At 45.0% G+C, this 19,451-nt stretch carries 16 protein-coding genes; all 16 read right to left on the reverse strand.

Annotation, left to right across the window (positions count from 1 at the left end):
* Nucleotides 1–213 precede the first annotated feature (213 nt).
* The 16 genes from D469_RS0118605 to D469_RS0118690 all read right to left on the reverse strand — a co-directional run bounded on the left by D469_RS0118605 (nt 214) and on the right by D469_RS0118690 (nt 19,451).
* Entirely contained in the window at nt 214–978 is a 765-nt protein-coding gene (locus D469_RS0118605; RefSeq protein WP_018924893.1) for a sulfite exporter TauE/SafE family protein, read from the reverse strand.
* Between the two features lie 69 nt (nt 979–1,047).
* Nucleotides 1,048–1,644 (reverse strand): fumarate hydratase C-terminal domain-containing protein, encoded by a 597-nt coding sequence (locus tag D469_RS0118610; RefSeq protein WP_018924894.1) that lies wholly within the window; start codon nt 1,642–1,644, stop codon nt 1,048–1,050.
* Nucleotides 1,645–1,661: 17 nt separating this feature from the next.
* Nucleotides 1,662–2,576 carry a fumarate hydratase gene (locus D469_RS0118615; RefSeq protein WP_018924895.1) on the reverse strand — a complete coding sequence of 305 codons (915 nt, stop codon included), beginning with the start codon at nt 2,574–2,576 and terminating at the stop codon, nt 1,662–1,664.
* Between the two features lie 27 nt (nt 2,577–2,603).
* Entirely contained in the window at nt 2,604–4,325 is a 1,722-nt protein-coding gene (locus D469_RS0118620) for an FAD-binding protein (protein WP_018924896.1), read from the reverse strand.
* Nucleotides 4,326–4,354: 29 nt separating this feature from the next.
* Nucleotides 4,355–4,717 carry a succinate dehydrogenase/fumarate reductase transmembrane subunit gene (locus tag D469_RS0118625; protein WP_018924897.1) on the reverse strand — a complete coding sequence of 121 codons (363 nt, stop codon included), beginning with the start codon at nt 4,715–4,717 and terminating at the stop codon, nt 4,355–4,357.
* Nucleotides 4,718–4,744: 27 nt separating this feature from the next.
* Nucleotides 4,745–5,464: a succinate dehydrogenase/fumarate reductase iron-sulfur subunit gene (locus D469_RS0118630; RefSeq protein WP_018924898.1), complete on the reverse strand. Its 720-nt coding sequence runs from the start codon at nt 5,462–5,464 to the stop codon at nt 4,745–4,747.
* A 55-nt stretch (nt 5,465–5,519) separates the two neighbouring features.
* A complete protein-coding gene (locus D469_RS0118635; protein WP_018924899.1) occupies nt 5,520–6,464 on the reverse strand; it encodes a hydroxyacid dehydrogenase in 945 nt (314 codons plus the stop codon).
* Between the two features lie 277 nt (nt 6,465–6,741).
* On the reverse strand, nt 6,742–7,890 hold the full coding sequence (locus tag D469_RS0118640; protein ID WP_240473359.1) for a UxaA family hydrolase: 1,149 nt from the start codon (nt 7,888–7,890) through the stop codon (nt 6,742–6,744).
* 20 nt (nt 7,891–7,910) lie between these two features.
* Nucleotides 7,911–8,240 (reverse strand): UxaA family hydrolase, encoded by a 330-nt coding sequence (locus D469_RS0118645; protein ID WP_018924901.1) that lies wholly within the window; start codon nt 8,238–8,240, stop codon nt 7,911–7,913.
* A gap of 416 nt (nt 8,241–8,656) precedes the next feature.
* Entirely contained in the window at nt 8,657–9,970 is a 1,314-nt protein-coding gene (locus D469_RS0118650) for a (Fe-S)-binding protein (RefSeq protein ID WP_018924902.1), read from the reverse strand.
* Nucleotides 9,963–11,369, reverse strand: a complete 1,407-nt coding sequence (locus D469_RS0118655; protein WP_018924903.1) for an FAD-binding oxidoreductase — start codon at nt 11,367–11,369, stop codon at nt 9,963–9,965. The genes D469_RS0118650 and D469_RS0118655 overlap by 8 nt, the downstream gene beginning before the upstream one ends.
* 143 nt (nt 11,370–11,512) lie before the next feature.
* The gene (locus D469_RS20795; RefSeq protein ID WP_018924905.1) at nt 11,513–12,586 is read right to left on the reverse strand and encodes an Ldh family oxidoreductase; all 1,074 of its coding nucleotides are present in this window, start codon (nt 12,584–12,586) and stop codon (nt 11,513–11,515) included.
* On the reverse strand, nt 12,583–14,652 hold the full coding sequence (locus tag D469_RS0118670) for a TRAP transporter permease (RefSeq protein ID WP_018924906.1): 2,070 nt from the start codon (nt 14,650–14,652) through the stop codon (nt 12,583–12,585). Before D469_RS0118670 ends, D469_RS20795 begins: the two co-directional genes overlap by 4 nt.
* 225 nt (nt 14,653–14,877) lie before the next feature.
* The gene (locus D469_RS0118680; RefSeq protein WP_018924908.1) at nt 14,878–15,936 is read right to left on the reverse strand and encodes a TAXI family TRAP transporter solute-binding subunit; all 1,059 of its coding nucleotides are present in this window, start codon (nt 15,934–15,936) and stop codon (nt 14,878–14,880) included.
* A 131-nt stretch (nt 15,937–16,067) separates the two neighbouring features.
* Nucleotides 16,068–17,669: a thiamine pyrophosphate-binding protein gene (locus tag D469_RS0118685; protein ID WP_018924909.1), complete on the reverse strand. Its 1,602-nt coding sequence runs from the start codon at nt 17,667–17,669 to the stop codon at nt 16,068–16,070.
* Nucleotides 17,670–18,425: 756 nt separating this feature from the next.
* Nucleotides 18,426–19,451: a tripartite tricarboxylate transporter substrate binding protein gene (locus D469_RS0118690; RefSeq protein ID WP_018924910.1), complete on the reverse strand. Its 1,026-nt coding sequence runs from the start codon at nt 19,449–19,451 to the stop codon at nt 18,426–18,428.

Raw genomic sequence — 19,451 nt, forward strand, 5'->3', positions numbered from 1 at the left:
GTCGTAAGAGGTATTACCTCTTACCTGCTGTAGTAAAAATTATTCCATTAGAAAGCGCTTTCGTCAATGAAATATTGGTAATTTTTCTAAAATTCCGTCATCAGAAATTTTTATAAGGGTGATTAACGTTTATTTCCGTTGTGGATGTCTTTAAGGTCCCGGTCTCTTCCTTTTTCACATTGTGATAGCTACAACTCGACCTACACTTTTTTATTAAAACAATTCAACCACCACGGTAATACTAATAAGCAACACCGTAATAGCTGTAATACGTTTTAAGAGAAGAGGAGGCATCTTCTTTCCAAGGCGGCCTCCAAGCTGTGCTCCAATGATTCCTCCGATTACTAAAGCAATACCGGCCTGCAACGAAAACGCTTCTGTCGTTAACTTCATTAGGAAGCTGCCGCTTGCAAGCAGCAAACAAGCTATCAGGCTTGTGCCAATTGCTTTTTTAATGTTGAGCCGGTACAAATAAACCATAAGAGGGACAAACAAAAACCCGGCAGATAAACCTAACATTCCGCCTACAATACCTATCACAATGCCAAAAGCTATTGAAACTGCATACATAAGCTTTGAAAATTGGAATTCTTCATTTTCATAATGACGGTATGGAATAAACATAACCAGCGCCGCCAAAAAAGCCAGGACAGCAAAAAACCATCTTAATGCTTCATCGGTAATACTATGAGCAAGCACAACTCCCACCATTCCTCCAAAAAATGAAGGAACGCCCAAAGAGACCACCACTGGAAGATTGATTAATTTTTCACGCAAATAATAAAGGGACCCTGACAGCGTAGCGAAAAAAGCCTGCATAATCGAAAAACCGGCAATCGTTTGCATCGTAAAATGAGTCTGCATCAAAAGAGGAGGAAACATGATCAAAAAGAAGATTAATATAATTCCTCCCCCAACCGATAGTAACCCGGTAATGATGCCACTCACGAGGCCGATCATAAACATTAAACCTATCATTACTTCGCCCCGCTTTCCTTTACCGGCCTGGCAGAGGCTTTGTCAGCTCGTAACTTTTTCATTACTCACTCACAAATTATTAATAATTTCATCTAAATTTTTGCGTGCTTCGTTTTTAACTTCTTGATATTTGTTGCCTCCATGAGAATCAATGGACACAATCAGAGGACCAAAGTCTTTCACTCTAAATTTCCATATGGCTTCAGGCATTAAATCCTCCCACCATACGTCTTCAATTTCCTCTACTTGTGTAGTTTCGAGGGCTGCAGAGCCTCCCAGAATGGTGAAGTAGCAGCCTTTTTCATCGACTAAAGCCTGGCAGCCTTCTTCGAGTAAGCCGCCCTTCCCAATAATCACCCGCACCCCGTACGTATCCATGAGCCCCCTGGTAAAACGGTCCATGCGATAGCTCGTGGTTGTGCCTACACTTACTTTTTCATAAGTGCCATCTTCGAGTTTTTTAACCCCAGGTGCCGTGTGCAGGGCGATAGCACCATCTAACTGTGGAATCAAGTCATCAGGCAATTCCACTCCTTTATCAAACAGCCTGATCAAGTTAGCATCTCGTACGCCAAAAATAATCCCATCCAATGTCACGGTATCACCTGCTTGCAGCTGACTAATATCCTCATCTGTAAGAGGAGCTTGCAACCTATAGTGAGCCACGCTTCTTCCTCCTTTCGTTAATACGTAATAGCTGGAGCTTCATTTGAATCAAACACCGCGCGCATTCTTCGAGCCGGCCAGCACATCATATTGACGGCTACCGGGTTCATTGTCATATGCGTATCTGCCGCTTCAATTTGTACCGCGAGAGCTGTGGTGCTACCGCCTAGGCCATGAGCGCCAATGCCGATTTCATTAATCTTTTCATAGAGTTCTTCTTCAAGCTTTCTCACTTCGGGGTCTGGGTTCGGCGAAGCCACTTCCCGCGCCGCTGCTTTTTTTGCAAGGGCCGCACATTTATCGGCTGACCCTCCAATCCCAATACCTACTATGGTCGGAGGGCAAGGGTTAGCCCCTGACTCAAAGACGCACTCTAATACATATTTTTTGATGCCTTCAATACCAGCTGCAGGCGTCAGCATCGTCATATAGCTCATATTCTCGGAGCCGGAACCTTTTGGTACAATTAACAGTTCAACTTCATTGCCGGGCACGAATTCATAATGCATGACAGGAACTTGATTCCCAGTAGAAGTTCCATGATTCTTACGGCTTAACGTATTTACTATGCTGCTTCTTAGAGGGTGCTCCAATGTAGCTCTTTCTGTTCCTTTACGGACTGCTTCCTCTAAACGCAATCCGTCCAAACGAACTTGGTTTCCTATTTTGACAAAGTACACAGGGATCCCCGTATCTTGGCAGATAAGAAGTTTCTCATCATCTGCGGTGGAAACAGTTTTAATCAACGTCTCCAGGATTTCTTTCCCGCTTTCCAGTTCTTCATTTTCATACGCTTTTTCTAATGCTGTTCGAACATCAGGAGGCAAGTCTTTCAGCGATTCAATATACAATGTTTTGCATGCTTCTTCTACATGTTTATAAAAACTATCATCGGCATGCCATACCTCGAGATTTTTGGCCGGAGTACTCATATCACTTTCTCCTCCTTGCAAACATAGTTAATTAGACACCAATTCAATCTTATGGCCTTTAATATCTCCAACTTGAATTCGGTTTTGAACCACGTCTTCTGTCCAGGTTGCCTGGTCTTTTTGCACAAACACATTTTTCAACCACGCCTCGTCATCACTTTCAGGATAGTCTTCACGGTAGTGGGACCCTCTGCTCTCTTTTCGCAGCAACGCGCTTTCTGCCACCATTTTTGCTACTGTGACCAAATTTCTGACGTTCAAATATTCCTGCCACGTTAGGTTATACATTCTCGGTCCTTTCACAGAGACCCGTTTCACTCTTTCTTCTAAATCGGCAATTCCTTCCACCGCTTCCTGCAGCGCTTTTTCATTTCGTACTAAACCTGCTTTTTCCCACATTAGATTTTTCAGATCATTTCGAATATAAAACGGATTCTCTCCTTCTTCCCGGTCAAAAGGCGTCATGACATTTTCTATAATTTCTTGAACCTGTATATCAGAATATGCTCGCAATTCGCTGGCCTGTTGGACATAAGCAGCAGCTGCGTCGCCTGCCCTGGCTCCAAATACAGTCGAATCACAAACTCCGTTTCCGCCTAAGCGGTTTGCCCCATGTACACCGCCGGCATCTTCTCCAGCTACAAATAATCCTTCTATACTGGATTCATTATTTTCATTTACATGAACCCCTCCCATTTGGAAATGGGCTGCTGGTGAGATTTCTACTGGTTCTTGGCTGAGATCTTTTCCAACATCAAAACATCGCTCTACCATACCCGGGAACATTTCGCGGACGTTTTCTTTCCCAAGGTGAGAGACATCCACATAAACACCTTCAAGCTGCGTTCCGCGCCCTTCCATAATTTCCATGTAAGCTGCACGTGAGACGCGGTCCCGCGTGGAACGTTCCATGCGTTCCGGGTCGTAGCGTTCCATAAACCGTTCTCCATGCACGTTCATCAAATAACCGCCAGCGCCGCGGAGGCCTTCTTCAAGCACTCCTCCATTTAATCTCGAGTTTTCAGCAAGCAGGCCGGTGGGGTGGAACTGCATCATTTCCATGTCAAGAAAAGCGGTGCCGGCCCGGTAGCACATGGCCATGCCGTCCCCTGCTTTTTCCAGGCTCGGCGTGGCAATTTTATACATTGTAGCAGCGCCACCGGTACCTACAATGACTGCTTTGCTTTGCACAACGATGAATTCGCCAGTATTCATGGCTAACATTAGACAGCCTGCCACGCGGTTATTTTCATCGACAAGCAGCTCAATAGCTCTTACTTCATCCCATGCAGCGACGTTCGGCTTCGCATACAATTGATCCCGCATTCTTGAAATAATTTCGATTCCTGTTAAATCCCCTTTATGAACCGTGCGGTCAAACGACTGACCCGCGAATGGTTTTTGATGCACAGTGCCATCTTCATTGCGGTCGAAAAAGACCCCCATTTTCGTTTCCAATTCCTGGATACGCTTCGGGGCGTCATTGACAAGCGTCCAAGCCATTTCCTGGTTATTAATGGCCCCGCCCCCTTTGATGGTGTCGTAAAAATGCTTCTCTACTGAATCATCCGGGTGGAGAACCACATTATAGCCGCCCTGCACCATGCGCGTGCACCCGCTTTTACCGATCATTCCTTTTGCCGCGATAATAATATCCAAATCAGGATCTGAGTCAATTGCATGGTGAGCTGCAAATAACCCGGCTCCCCCACTGCCGAGAATGAGTATATCGGTCTGAACATGTTCCATTCCCTTTTCACCTCTTTGCTTGAATAAGACTACGTAACAATCACATAGAAGCTAAGCACAAACAGCAAGCTTCCCAGAATGGTAAATATGGTAAATATGCTGCGATTATCCTTCACCACACCAGCATCAATCAAAAGGACTCGAATTCCATAAAGAGAATGAAATATGACTGCAAATAAAAGCAACGAATCCACAAAAGCGTTCACGTGCAATGCTGTAATAAATGGTCCGCCGGGTAAATCCCCTACCATGGCATACCCACTGTAAATTTTTAAAGGCAGCAGGACCACTAGCATAACGGCAGTAATACGCTGAATCAGCCAAGCAATATACCCTACAAATGGACGCTGCTTCACCTCTGGTTCGGCAGCTTTTTGGGCGGTTGTCGCCATGTTGGTTCCTCCCTTTCCTCTAATTTATTACCATTTCAACCCTACTGTTTTTTTCAATTTCTTTGTTTTAATTTTTTGGATAGTTTCCATCGGATTGATCCCTTTTGGACAAACTTCTAAACACGCCCCAAAGGAATGGCACTCAAATACCCCTTCTTCTCCGGTCACCATGTCCAATCGTTCGGAGCGAGCACCGTCTCGTTCGTCTGCAATTAAATTATGTGCACGACTCAAGGCCGCTGGTCCCATATATTCACCATCTCTAATTGACACAGCATCACAAGACTGATAGCAAAGACCACACGTAATACAATCTGAATTGTTATCAATCACTTCTCTGCTTTTTGCATGTTTCGGAATAATTGCGAATTCGTCCGTATCTTCCTTAGGTACAAAATACGGCTTCACTTTCTTCCAGCTGTCAAAAAACGGTTCCATGTCAACAGCTACATCTTTAATGACAGGGAAACTGCGCATTGGTTCTACTAAAATTTCATCGCCAAGCTCTTCTACCTTTGTCCGGCAAGCCAGGCGTCCCCGGCCGTTAATCATCATTCCGCAAGTGCCACACATTCCAAGCCGGCATGCACACCGAAACGAAAGAGACGGATCTTGATCCTCTACAATCAAAAACAATGTATCAAGTACAGTCATATTATCTTTCGGCGTGATACTGTATGTTTCATAACGAGGCTGCTCATCTTCCGAGGGGATGAATCGCATAACGGAGACTTTGACCTCTTCCATTATTAGTTCCCCTTTCTATTTAAGTTAGTTTGGGTACCACTCATTAAATCATGATTCACACGCGACAAAGTGACTTCTGTCCATTTAATTCATGTAAAACTTCTTCAGCTACCATAATGGAAGTTCGTTGTTGGGACTGTTCGGTCAAACCTGAAATATGAGGAGTTAATAGGACATTTTCAAGATTAAAGATTGGATGCTCTTTAGCAGGGGGCTCTTGTTGAAAAACATCGAGAATAGCAAATGTTTTTGGGTTAGCAGATAAAAAGGAATATAAATCAGGTTCGTTAATGATTCCACCACGAGAAGTGTTTATAATCGTTACGTTTTCTTTCATCTTGTTTAATTCATTTTCGCCAATTAAGTTTTCAGTATGTTTATTGAAGGGGACATGGAGAGTGATAAAATTGCTCTCTTCTAAAACGTTTTCAAAGCTTCTGCTTTCAAGCCCGACTTCGTGGAACGCATAATCAAATGGAGCCATAAACGGGTCATAACCTACAACATTCATTCCTAAAGCCTTTGCACGGCGTGCCAGCCGCATGCCAATTTCTCCAAGGCCGATAAACCCGATGGTTTTCCCGAATACTTCTTCCCCGGTATAGGTTCTGCGGTCCCATTTCCCTGCTTTAACTGATGCGGTGACATCAAACAAGTTACGGCTTTTCATTAAAATCGTACTAAGCACATATTCAGATACAGAAATAGCATTTGCATTTCTAGCAAATACAACAGGAATTTCTTTCGACCGAGCAGCTTCTAAGTCAATATTATCAAGGCCCACTCCAAGTCTTCCGATCACTTTCAGGTTAGGCGCATGAGTGAGAAGCTCTTCATCCACCTGCGTTTGATTTCGTACGATCAGAGCTTCAGCCTTTTCCAAAGAAACCAGGAGTTGTTCTCTGTCTTTCCAAAGTGAAGGCTCATACGTAACATCAGCGTGCTGCTTCAGCAAATTAATTCCTTCAGGCCAGTTCATTTCAGTAATGACTACTTTCATTCACTTCACTCCTTAAAAAAACTGCTTTTGCCTCTATTCACTCCCTCTCACTTTTGTGTTGAACACTCTTTTTATTTCGAATGTCAGCACGCTTAGATATTGGACTGATGGCAAAAGCAGTTTTAGTTGCCCCGATAGTGGGAATGTTAAAAATACTTATTCTGTTCAAGTTATAATGATAATCCTTTTACAGGCAGAGAAGAAATCATTCGAGTCTTCTTCTTTTACCTAGAAAGGAGTGCTGTTCTCATTCTGACATGGAAGAAGAGGATCTAAATTAAATGCTGACTCCCGTCCTGTGAATCGCAAAGCCGGTATGTTCCTGCAGGATTTCTGCTTTCGTCAGTTTACCGTTACATGTTTCCATGACTTCGTCATAAATTTGATCCCCGGCATCCTGCAGGCTTAAGTCTCCGTTAAAGATATCGCTCAAGTCGAGCTCCATCGTATCTTCCATCGCTTCAAAGGAGTTCACGTTGCTGGTAATACGGATCGTTGGCATGATTGGATGATTGATCACGTGGCCGCCGCCTGTGCTAAAGACGAGCACTTGCGCGCCTGCCGCCGCGATGCCTGTAATCGATTCGCTGCCGTGGCCTGGCGTGTACATGATATAAAGGCCGGAATCATCAGTCGGCTGCTCCCCGTAATCAATCAAGCCGTTGATCGGTGCTGAACCGCTCTTCTGATAGGCGCCAAGGGACTTTTCTTCAATACTGCTCAAGCCCCCCATAATGTTATCGCCTGTCGGCTGAGAACCGCGGATGTCTTCACCGCTTGCCAACGCGCGCTGTTCAAATCCATCGATGGCAGCGACAACATCATCACCTACAGCTGCCGTGACCGCCCGATCCCGAATATGGTCTTCAGCGCCCATTAACTCGGTCACCTCAGCCAGGATGGAGCGTCCGCCCTGGTTCACGATGCGATCGGAGCAGTGGCCGAGGGCTGGATTTGAACCAAGCCCGGAGGTTGTATCCGAGGTCCCGCAGTTCAAGCCGAATAACAGCTTCGATACGTCCACCGGCTCGCGCGTCAAGCTGGAAAGTTCGCGTTTCATGTTCATCGCTTTGCGCAAAGCTTGGGCTGTGGCTTCAATCGCGCCATTGGAGTGACGAATGTTTACGATCTCAACCGGCTTTCCGGTCTTTTGAATCTCATGAGCGATTTCTTCCGCGGTACAGCCTTCCTCCCGGAAGTGGTCAATCACGATGACACCGCCTACGTTCGGGTTCTTCCCTGTCCCTACCAGCGTGTGGAACGTCGTCCGCAAGTCCGGACGGACTTGGCAGCGGCCGAGTGGATGCGTGATCGCTACAGCGCCTTCGATGCTGTCCGCCACCCGCTCTGCCGTCGAGTTCGCATAAATCGTTCCTGATAAAATAAGTAACGTGTTTCGAATCCCTACACTGCCATCCGGTCGCACATATCCTTGAAATTGGCCCATTATTTTTCGCCTCCTTCTTGTTCCTCTGCAAAACGGTCGCCCCGCCCACGGTTGCTTTCAATGTTATGAACATGAACATGGTCGCCGACAGCGATATCTTCTATCGCAGATCCAATGCTCAGCCCGTATTTCCAGATCGTGTCGCCTTTTTTGATTTCTTTGACCGCAATTTTATGTCCGTAAGGGATGTCTTTTAAAACGTCGACCGTTTTCCCTTCTTCAATTTCCAGTGTCGTCCCTTTCGTCACATTTGGACGAATCACAGTGCCGGTATTGTCCTCCGGATGAATGACATAGACTTCTTTTTTCTTCGTTTGTTTTTGAGTCATTGCTTTCCTCCTCATTTCATTACGTATTCAAAGACTCGCTGGTGGTCTCTCAAGTTGTCGTAAGAGGTATTACCTCTTACCTGCTGTAGTAAAAATTATTCCATTAGAAAGCGCTTTCGTCAATGAAATATTGGTAATTTTTCTAAAATTCACTCATTAAAAAAAGTAATGGCTCTAATTAAGATTGTTATATCATGAAGGGGAAGAAAGCTCCCACCGCTTCCCTCTCTGCTTCTTACCTTATTAGACAGAAGACGCCTTCTCATAAAATTTCTGTGAAGTAAAAGGGGACCCAATGAGAGGTTTTATGACAAAAAATTAAGAAGAAAATCTCCCTGCTGAAAGACCTGAAAGAAAAACCGACTAATCTATAGAAAACCCCCTCCTCGTTTTTTAAGGATGGGGATATTAAAGTCTTAATTTAGAGGTGTTTTTCCAGGCTGAGGTGCAGCTTCCATCAGTAAATCCACAAGATGAACCACCCTTACCTTATCTTGTAATCCAGCACGTTGAATGCCTAATTTCATTTGCAATAAACAGCCGGGGTTTGTGGTAATCACGGCAGCAGCTTGAGTTTGCTTCATATTTGCCATTTTGTTATTTAAAATGGACATAGAATCTTCATAATGAACAACGTTATAGATGCCAGCCGATCCGCAACAACGGTCCTTCTTATTCATTTCTCGGTATTCGAGGCCGGGAATCTTCGATAAAAGCTCCACAGGTTCTTGAAGCACTTTCTGAACATGAAGCATGTGACAGGAAGGTTGATAGGTTACGACCTCATCAATCTCCCTGGTAAATTCCAAGTAATTTAACTGATGTAATAAAGCGGAAACATCTATGGATTTTTCCACAAAAACCTTGGCGCGTGCATCCCATGACGGCTCTCCTTCAAACAAGTGGTCGTACTCCGCCAACATGGCTCCGCAACCGCCTGCATTGTTTACAACATAATCCACTTCAGCCTCTTCAAAGGCTTGTATATTACGCTGAGCCAATTGGCGGGCTGCCTCTCTTTTACCAGAATGAGCATGCAAAGCCCCGCAACATGTTTGGTTTTTGGGCAGGACCACTTCTGCTCCCGCTATAGACAATAGTTCGATCGTCCGCTGGTTCGTCGAATGAAACAAGCTGTCCATAATACAGCCGCTCATAAAACCTACTCGCGCCAGGCGTTTTCCTTTCGCAGGCAAAAAAGAAGGTGTGGCCTTGCGTTCTGTTGGTGAAGCTGCTTTAGGCAACACCTTTTCAAATGTGCCGAGCTGAAGCGGCGCTATCTTCGTTAAATCTGTCAGTTGTGCGAGTGTTTGCAGCCCGCTTTTTTGATAAAGCCAGGTCAGATGCCCGGCAGCATCCATCCATTTCCGAGAAGGAAACATGTGATTGAATAAAGCTTTTTCCACCTGCTGCTTCACTTTCCCCTGTTTCTTTTGCTCTTCTATAACCTGTTTAGCCCCTTCTAGAATTTGGCCGTATTCCACATTGGAAGGACAAGCTGTTTCACAGGCCCGGCAGCCTAAGCATTTCTCAATCGGCTCCTGGATATCTTCAACACCGATTTTGCCTTCCCCTAACATTTTCACAAGGTTAATACGGCCTCTGGGAGAGTGGGTCTCCGTTTGCATCGTTTCATACGTCGGGCAGGCAGGCAAACAATAGCCGCACTGCACACAATCAAACGTCTTCGGATAATTGATTTTCTCTTGAAGCTCGTTCAAATCAGTCATCGCGCAACACCAACTTTTGACCCGGCTCTGGAAACATCTTGCCTGGATTCAAGATGTCCTTTGGGTCCCACGCTTGTTTGATTCGTTTCATCATATCTATACCGGTCTGTCCCAACTCCATTTCCATAAAGGGAGATTTCATTGTACCGATTCCGTGTTCACCGGAGAGAGTGCCTCCCAACTGTACGGCGGACTGAAAGATCTCTTCTACAGCCTGTTCAACTCTTTGCATTTCTTCATGGTCCCGCTTATCACAAATGATATTTGGATGCAGGTTCCCATCTCCAGCATGGCCAAATACGACTAAATGCAGCTGATACCGCTTTCTAATATCTATTAACCGTTCGCACATATCAGGGATTTTACTCCTTGGCACCGTAATATCTTCTGCTACTTTCGTTGGTTTCCACTGAACTATGGCAGGGGAGACTTGTTTTCTGGCCTCCCATAGTTTCTTGGCTTCTTCCGGTTTTTCAGGTACGGAAATGTCTCTAGCCCCCAATTGCCGGCAAAGCGTAACGGTTTGTTGAATTTCTTCCTCCAAGGCCAATGGATGCCCATCCAATTCAATTAAGATTAAAGCTTCCACATCTGTGGGCAAACCGGCTGCTGAATATTGTTCGACGGCCTGCAGGGAAGCTTGGTCCATCAGCTCCATTTTTGATGGAAAAATATTAGAAGTTAACAGTTCAGAAATGGCTCCGCCAGCCTCCACAAGTGTATCGAATGTAACCATTAGCGTCCGCACGCTTGCTGGTTTAGGAATCAACTTTAACGTCGCTTCCGTAATTACTCCCAGCATGCCTTCTGAACCGATAATCAATTTGGTTAAATCATAGCCGGTTACATTTTTAATCGTGCGGCCACCGGTTCGAATGATGTTTCCTTCTGGTGTCACCACTTCCAAACCTATGACGTAATCCTTTGTGACTCCGTATTTCAGCCCGCGAGGCCCTCCTGAATTTTCGGCCAAATTGCCTGCGATCGTGGAAACGTGTGAACTGCTGGGATCAGGAGGATACATTAATTCATGCTCATTGGCTTTTTCATGAATATCAGACGTTATTACTCCCGGAGAAACGACTGCGACCATGTCCTCTGGATAAATATCCAATCGCTCGTTCCATTGGGACACATCCAGCACAATCCCTCCTTTCACCGGCAGGGGACCGCCACTCATGCTCGTTCCCTGGCCGCGGGGATAAACGGGGATATTACGCTGATTAGCCAGCTTTAAGACGTTAGACACTTCTTCTGTGGACTGCGCCTGCACCACGGCCTCGGGAAGATAAGAACCGAAGGAACCATCAAAGCTGTAACTATAACAATCGGCCGGGCTTGTTAAGAGTCTGCCATCATCTATAAGAACACGTAATTCAGTGATCCACTCATTTGCCATATTCGTGTGTCCCTCCTTCTAGCGCTTGAGTTAAGGAACTCACGTGTTTCCTGCTTTTGTAACAGGTGACTGGCCAAGCCTGAAGCACTTGACCAGCCTCCCCTAACCGTTTCAGTATTTCAAAGAGTTCTGTTCGCCTGCCTTTATTCAATTTGAATTTGATAGTTCTCCAGCTTTTCTTCTGCTAATAATTGATTCAACGTGTCTACCAACTTAGTAGACAATGGAATGCCGTTTTCAACTCGTTCTTTCTTTGTCTGTGCTTCGATTTCCCCGGGATAGTAGATTTCATCCACCTGCGGAGCTTTCTGCGCGCCTTTTATGGATTCCAGCAGTTGCTCCATAAGTTCTTCATATTCTTCCATCTCTAAAAAGGAGTTAATTGAAATCGCCCCGATAAAATGGCCTACATTTTGCGGACGGGAAAAGTCATTGACCAACTGGCCAACGTTTGTAGTCAAAGCCGCGTTTGCCAGCACGCCAGATAAAATCTCGACGATTAAAGCTAAAGAATAACCTTTCACCCCAGCAGCAGGAAGCAATACCCCTTCATACCCCTCGGTGGCATCGGTGGTTGTATACCCTTCCTGGTTAAGGGCCAATCCTTCCGGTATTTCCTTGTTTTGTTCGGCAAGCTGTTTGAGTTTCGTCCGCGCAATGGCACTAGTGGCAAAATCAATACTGATCGGCGCCCTCCCCTTCATCGGAAAGACAAAGGACATCGGATTTGTGCCTAAGACCGGCTCTTTTGCGCCGTAAGCTGCGACACTGGAGGGAGCATTCGTCATGGCAATCCCGATCGCATCATCCCTTGCTGCCAAACCAGCGTAGTGAGCAGTCATTCCAAAGTGGCCGGAATTTCGCACTGTGGTTAACCCCGCTCCGCATTGCTTCATCATTTCACGGCTTAAATCTGTGGCGAGTGCCCCATTAACGGCTCCCAGCCCGTTGTTTCCATCAATTACCGCGGCGGCTCCATTTCTATGGAGCACCTCCGGCCTTGCCCCGGGGTCTATCACCTTTTTTTTAATACGCTTCAGATAAAGAGGCAGATAAGAAATCCCGTGCGAATCCACCCCTCTCAAATTTGCTTGCAGTAGCGCATGCACTGTTGTTTCCGCATACTCTTTTGGCACCTGATAAGCCAACAGAAGAGCTTCTCCAATGGAACGCAAATGTTCTTCACTTACTAAACGTAATGGAGTTTCAGTGGTCATGACGATTCCTCCATCTGTATCATATTGTCATTTCCCTCAGTTTGAGAGGAGATGCGTTTCTTTTGCACGATATAAATAGACCCAAGCAGAACCAGGCCGCCTATATCAGAAAGTCCTCCTGGCACAATCATCGCTATTGCCCCAGCAGCCAAAAGCAGTCGTTCGAGCCATGAACATTCGACCTTAAAGTAGCCAATCACTGCAATACCTAAGAAAATCACCCCTATGACCGCTGCAATTACCGCTAACACAATCTCTTGAATCGATCCTTCGATCAACAAGAGAGACGGATGATAGACAAAAATAAACGGAATGATAAACCCTGCGATTGCCAGTTTCAATGCAACCCACCCCACACTAAACGGCGGTGCCTTGGCCATGCCTGCCGCTGCATACGCGGCAATTGCCACAGGTGGGGTTAAAGTGGATAAGATCGCAAAATAGAAGACAAACAAATGCGCCGCTAACGGAGAAACCCCTAATTCTATTAAAGCCGGCGCGGCAATCGTCGCGGCCATAATGTATGCTGCTGTGGTTGGAAGTCCCATCCCTAAAATAATACAGGCAATCATCGTTAAGAAGAGTGTAAAGAACAAGATGCCTTCCGTCATGCCAATGATACTAGCTGAAAAAGCAACGCCTGCGCTCGTAAGCGAAGTGGTGCCGACTATAAAGCCTACCACCGCACAGGCCATACCAACCGGCAAGCCTGTTTTACTCCCAGCTTCTAATGCCAAGATAAAATCTTTAACACTCATGCGAGTTTCTTTTCTTAATAAACTGATCACCCAGGTAGCAATAATCCCGTAAAAAGCTGCGTATAAAGGAGAGAACCCTTCAAACAGCAGATAGATGACTACAAAAAGAGGGAGTAACATATGGCCCCGCGCCTTTAACACTTTAAACGCGGCTGGAGTTTCATGTTTTTCCAATCCTTTTAACTTAAGACGCCTTGCTTCACGGTCAATCATCGTCCAGGCAGCAATGTAATATAATAAGGCGGGAATAATAGCTGCGATAATAACAGTGGCGTATGGAATGCCTGTTAACTCGGCTAATATAAAGGCAGCTGCACCCATGACAGGCGGCATGATCTGTCCACCTGCTGAAGCCACTGCTTCAATAGCTCCCGCAAAGGTTCGTTTGTACCCGATTTTTTTCATTAAAGGAATCGTAAACGCGCCGGTCGTCACCACGTTCGCTACTGCCGTTCCGTTAATTGTGCCCATTGTACTGCTTCCAATCATAGCTACCTTCGCTGGACCGCCCGGCCTGCGACCGGCAATGGCCATGGACAAATCGTTAATCAAAGCTCCCATCCCGGTTTTGTTCATGAAGGCGCCAAACAAAATAAAGAGAAAGATAAATGTGGCTGACACACCGAGCGCTACACCAAAAATACCTTCCGTACTTACATACATTTGTTCAATCAGCCGTTGATAAGAATAACCCCCATGCTGCAACGGGCCAGGGACGTAATTGCCGTATAGCGCATATAAGATAAACAACACAGCAAGAAGGGGCAAGATCCACCCTAACGTGCGGCGAGCCGCTTCCAAAACGAGCAGCATAAGGATGGTTCCTAATATGATGTCGGTTTGATTAGCAATCGCGCCACGCGAAATAATGCTGTCATAGTTAAAAACAATATATCCAATCGGTAACATAGCGACCAGCGCTAATCCAATATCCACAATGCTTGGCCGATGTTTGGGAGAGCAGATAAAGCCGACCCTTTTTCTGGCCATTGGATAGAGAAGAAAGACGAGGATCATGATGATGCCAAGATGGACCGCCCGCTGTTTAATAGCCATTAATTGGCCGAACCCTGCCGTATATAGGTGGAATAATGAAAGGCCTACGGCTAAGAGAAGAACTAGAATAAGCCAAAACTTCCCGCTTAGCTCCCGATGCTTTGTATCACTCGCATATTTATCGAGCACTTCTTCTTGTTCTTCCTTGGACACCGTTTCTTTATCAGTCGTATGAGCTTGACTCTCACTCTTTCTATTTTCATGACTTCCTTTATGATTGGAGTACCCTTTTTTATCATCGCCGCTGCTCATTTGTAACCCCCTTCGCTTCTGTAGTACGCTGACTACTTAAGAGGCAGAGATGGAGCCATCCCAAAAGAGCGCTTCCGCAGACGCAGCTGGAATTTACCGTCTTTCGCGGCCGACGGCTCAGCCTGCATATCCCGGCTGCTCATTTGTTTCCATCCATTACTTCCCTTTTAGGACAGCCCCCCTGTTCAAGAGGACGGTTGACAGAGCTTAAATATTTCTTATCCGTTAGTCTTCAGGAATTAATTCCTCCGGGACCTCCACACCTTGGTCTTCAAAATATTCTACAGCTCCTGGATGCAGCGGGATGGTAACGCCATCCATTCCATCTTCCGGCGTAAACTCACTGGCCCCCTCAAAATTGCTTTTTAACCGATCTGTATTCTCATACATGGTATCCAGCATATCGTAGACGACATCATCCGGCGTATCTGCCTGCCCGATCAGCATGTTAGCTACGGCGACACTTTCAATATCATCATCTAAGCCGTCATACGTACCTCCCGGGATGGTATGGTCGAAGTACCATTCATACTCCTCAATGACACGCTCCTGTACCTCACCTTCTACCGGTAAAATATTCACATCAATCGAAGTCGTCATCTCCGTTACACTGGCGTGTGGAATCCCTCCAGCAATATAGGTCATATCGACATGATTATCTACAAGCGCCGTCGCTGATTCGGCATTATCCATATAATTCGGCGAGGCGTTTTCTTCATTTTCATAATAAATACCGGCTTCTTCTAAAATTTCTCTAGCATTTACTTCAGTTCCGCTCCCTACCGGTCCAGGGGCAACTTCCGTTCCTTCCAGGTCTTGAAGCGTTTCAATGCCGGAATCGGCCCGGACTACAAAGTAAGCCAAGTTCGGATACAAGTAACTAAACGCTCTCATATCTTGCATCGGCTCTTCAAAATCACCGGTGCCTTCCCAGGCTTGAAGAGCTACGCCGTTTTGAACAATACCAATTTGAGCGTCATCTGAATGCAAATAATTGATATTCTGCGGTGAACCAGCTGTGGATTGAGCATCTGCTGTCACCCCGTCAATCTCATCCGACCACAACTGCCCCAACCCATTTCCTAATGCATAATAGATTCCGGCACTTGTAGCAGTCGCTATATTATAATTTTCTTCTTCTCCGTCTGAACTTGATTGATTGGATTCACCCGTTTCCTCTTCTTCACTTTCTGCTGAATCTGTTCCTTCATCAACTTCTCCGCAAGCTGCAAGAAGACCTGACGTCATCCCTACTACTAAAAACCCGGCTACCAAATTTCTCATCGTTTCTACCTCCCTTAGTTCAATCAGGACGGCTTAATAGAAGCCACCGATTTACCTTTTTTCACTTTAACGCTGAACCCGGAAGCTCCCTTTCCTTAATAAACCGTTAAAGTGCCTTGAAACGAAACTACTTACATTTGGTGTCGATACTCCTGCGGATTAATCACTGCATCAATAATAGTAAAGGTTTCAGCCTGTTCTGCCTCTTTTAACGCTGCTTCAAAGTCCTGGATATTATCTACTGTCACCCCCCTGCCATCATAAGCTTTCGCCAAAGCAGGATAATCTGGAGTAGCGAAATCGCAGCCATTGTTTTCAAAGTTTTTCAATTCCTGCTTCAATTTAATCAGGCTTAAGGTTTCGTCTCGAAAGACAACAATAATGACCGGCAATTTATATGCTTTTAAGAGAGCCAACTCTCCAGATATCATGTCCAGGCCTGCATCACCCGTGAAACAAATGACCGGAGATTCAGGCTGCGACAACTTAATACCAATTGAACCGGGAAGTGCATACCCCATCGTCCCTAACCCATTCGACTGCATTAATGTTCTCGGCTCATAAGACTGCCACACATGATTGAGCAAAATACGATGAGAGCCTGTATCGACAGTGGCATACGCGTTTCTTGGCATGACCTCCCGGGCTGTTTCAATTACTTCATAGGGGCTCATTCCTTCCACTGCTTCCGGTTTTAAGATGGATTGAATACTTTTCTTATACACTTCCAACTGTGTGGTATCCCATTTTGACTCTGCTTCATCCGTTAATTCTTTTAATAGGGAGGAAGGGTTGCCGATATAGTTTTCATGAATATGATATAAGTGATGGATCTCATCATTCTCGGCAATATTTAATGTAGTATGATTCTCTTTCCATGGAAGGTTCCAGTCTGCGCGCAGCTCTACCGGGTCAAATCCAACGGTTATGATCAAATCTGTTTCTTTTATAAACTCAAAATGTCGTTTATCTACCACTGGACTTAAGCCAGTCGCCCCTATTGACAAATCATGGTCTTCCGGGATAACCCCTTTCGCTTTATAGGTTGTAATTACAGGGATACACCAATTTTCAGAAAAATTCTGAATACTTTTGTGGTGTTTTAATAAGTCAACTCCGACCCCTACCAGCATTACCGGTTTTTCAGCCTCGTTCAAATGCTGCCTAAAAGATGAGACCGTCTCAGAGGAAGGCTGGTGGGTTAATGGTTTAACGTTAACACGCGGATGAAATACTTGTTCTTTACCCCCTATATCTGTCGGGACGTTGATGTGTACCGGCCCAGGTGTTCCTTCTTCCGCTATATCCAGTGTTTTTTTAATTGCTTGACTGGCCGAATCATGACTTAACGTTACACTTGTTTTTGTAACCGGCTTCAAAATACTTTGTTGATCAATCACTTGATGAGTGTACGCCCCTTGTAAAGAGGTGACCATTTCCCCGGTAATAACAACTAAAGGCGTACGATCCAAGTAGGCGTTGGCCGCCGGGGTTACTGTATTTGTCATCCCCGGACCAACCGTCGAGACAAACACGCCAATCTTACCCTTCATCTGGGCTTCCGCATCAGCCATATGACCTGCTCCCATTTCATGCTTTGTTAGAATAAATTCAATCCCTACTTGTTTAAATGCCTCCAAAATCTCGAGAACTTCCCCGCCCGGAATACCATAGGCATACTCAACGCCTCTTTCTTTTAAATGTTTAGCCAAGATTAATGCTGTCTTTTCCATCAGATAGGCCACCATCCTTATAGGTTTTATATTCTATTGACTGACTACAACTTAAAACTTTCTGCGCTGTAAAAAAACCCTTCCTTGTTTTAAATCTCCACTCTCTATTAATTTATAGAATTTTTGAAAAGATAGAACATTTATAGGTATTTGGTTTTCTAATAAGGGGTATAAGTATTAAAAATCAAGCCTTACGAAATAATTCATCTCTTGATCTTTCTTACTAATAAAGTTCTGTTAAAGAGTAGTCTTGATATTTTATCCATCATCTCTCCTTCCACGGGCAAGCCATGCGTCTTTCCTGCAGGATCCTTTTCCGGAATATAACGATACTTATCAACAACGTCATTTAACAGAGCCAATTATAAAGAAAAATCGAAGAGAGAATTGTCGTTTCATCTCTATTAGACAAAACCATTTTTATTGATAATCTTCCTTTTATTTTAATAATATTGTTCCTATAAGAAATTATGCTTTTTCTATAATCAGGCAGAAATTGCTTAAAGAATCGATGAGGAAAAATAAAGGATGATCAAAAACAATTCTCTCAAGGAGAAACAGCTTCTCACACAATTATTTTTATAAAGAAAACCACTCCCATTTCTACTCTATAATGAAACTATCTAAAATAAGAAACCTGCCTTCCCGAAATTCATATTAGGAATGGCAGGTGAATCCTCTTATTAGTATTTTTAGCGTTTGTAAAAAGAGAATAGGCTAGACGTCTGACCTCAATCCGCAAACAAAATTAGTAGCTTAGTCGTCTAACTCTTCTTCTGCTTCTTCTGCTTCTTCTACTTCGTCTTCAAAGCGTTCCAGCAGTTCCTCGGCCTGCTCAGCTTCTTCGCGAATTTCTTCTTCCCATTCATCTCCAGGTAAGAATTCATTTGGAAGACCCGCGTTTTCCATTGATTCATCATATTCAGGATCGCTTGTAATTTCGTCAATGACTTCCTCTACAGCTTCAAGGACTTCATCCGGTGTTCCTTTGGGAAAAGCAAGACCACGGTCAATGGCCGCTACTAAGTCTACGCCCTGCTCTTTAAAGGTTGGAGCGTCTGGGAGCCAGTCATGGCGTTCTTCTGTCGCTATTCCCAATACACGCACCTGGTCTTGTTCAGTAATAACGTCACCCAAGTTCCCCATGATTGCATCGACATGGCCGCCCAATAAGTTAGACATTGCGTCAGCCGCACCAGGCAGTGGACTTTCATTTACTTCAAGCCCTGTTTCATCCATGAATTGAAGGGTTGTTAAGTGGTCCCCTGTTAATGTCCCCACAATTCCGACTGTTTGACTCCTTGGCTCAGCTTCCAATGCTGCCTTGAAATCATCAAGTGTTTCAAATTCGCTATCCTCGCGAACTGCCAATACTTGTGGGTCAGCCACTAAGCGGGATAAGTAGTCAAAACTATCAATATCAAAATCTGTATCGCGGCCAACCGGTTGCAAATAAATGTGAGGGACGTTCACATTGCCTATCGTGTAACCATCCGGCTCAGAATTCGCAATCTCAGTAAATCCGACTTCTCCTCCGGCCCCTTCGCGATATTCAATAACTAAATTTTCATCAAAATAATCGGGCCAGTGTTCTTCAATCAATCTAGCATTCACATCCGTCGTACCGCCGGCTGAGAAAGGGACAATCATGTTGACGTTTTCTTCTGGATAATTGATGCTGTCATCACCTTCAGCCTGGGTGTCTGATGCTTCATCTCCACCACAAGCTGCAAGTACTGAAAGACCCCCTACAACTGTAACCGTTTTCAAAAATGTCTTCAA

Origin of the sequence: Salsuginibacillus kocurii DSM 18087 (assembly GCF_000377705.1) — a bacterium.
GTDB lineage: Bacteria > Bacillota > Bacilli > Bacillales > Marinococcaceae > Salsuginibacillus > Salsuginibacillus kocurii.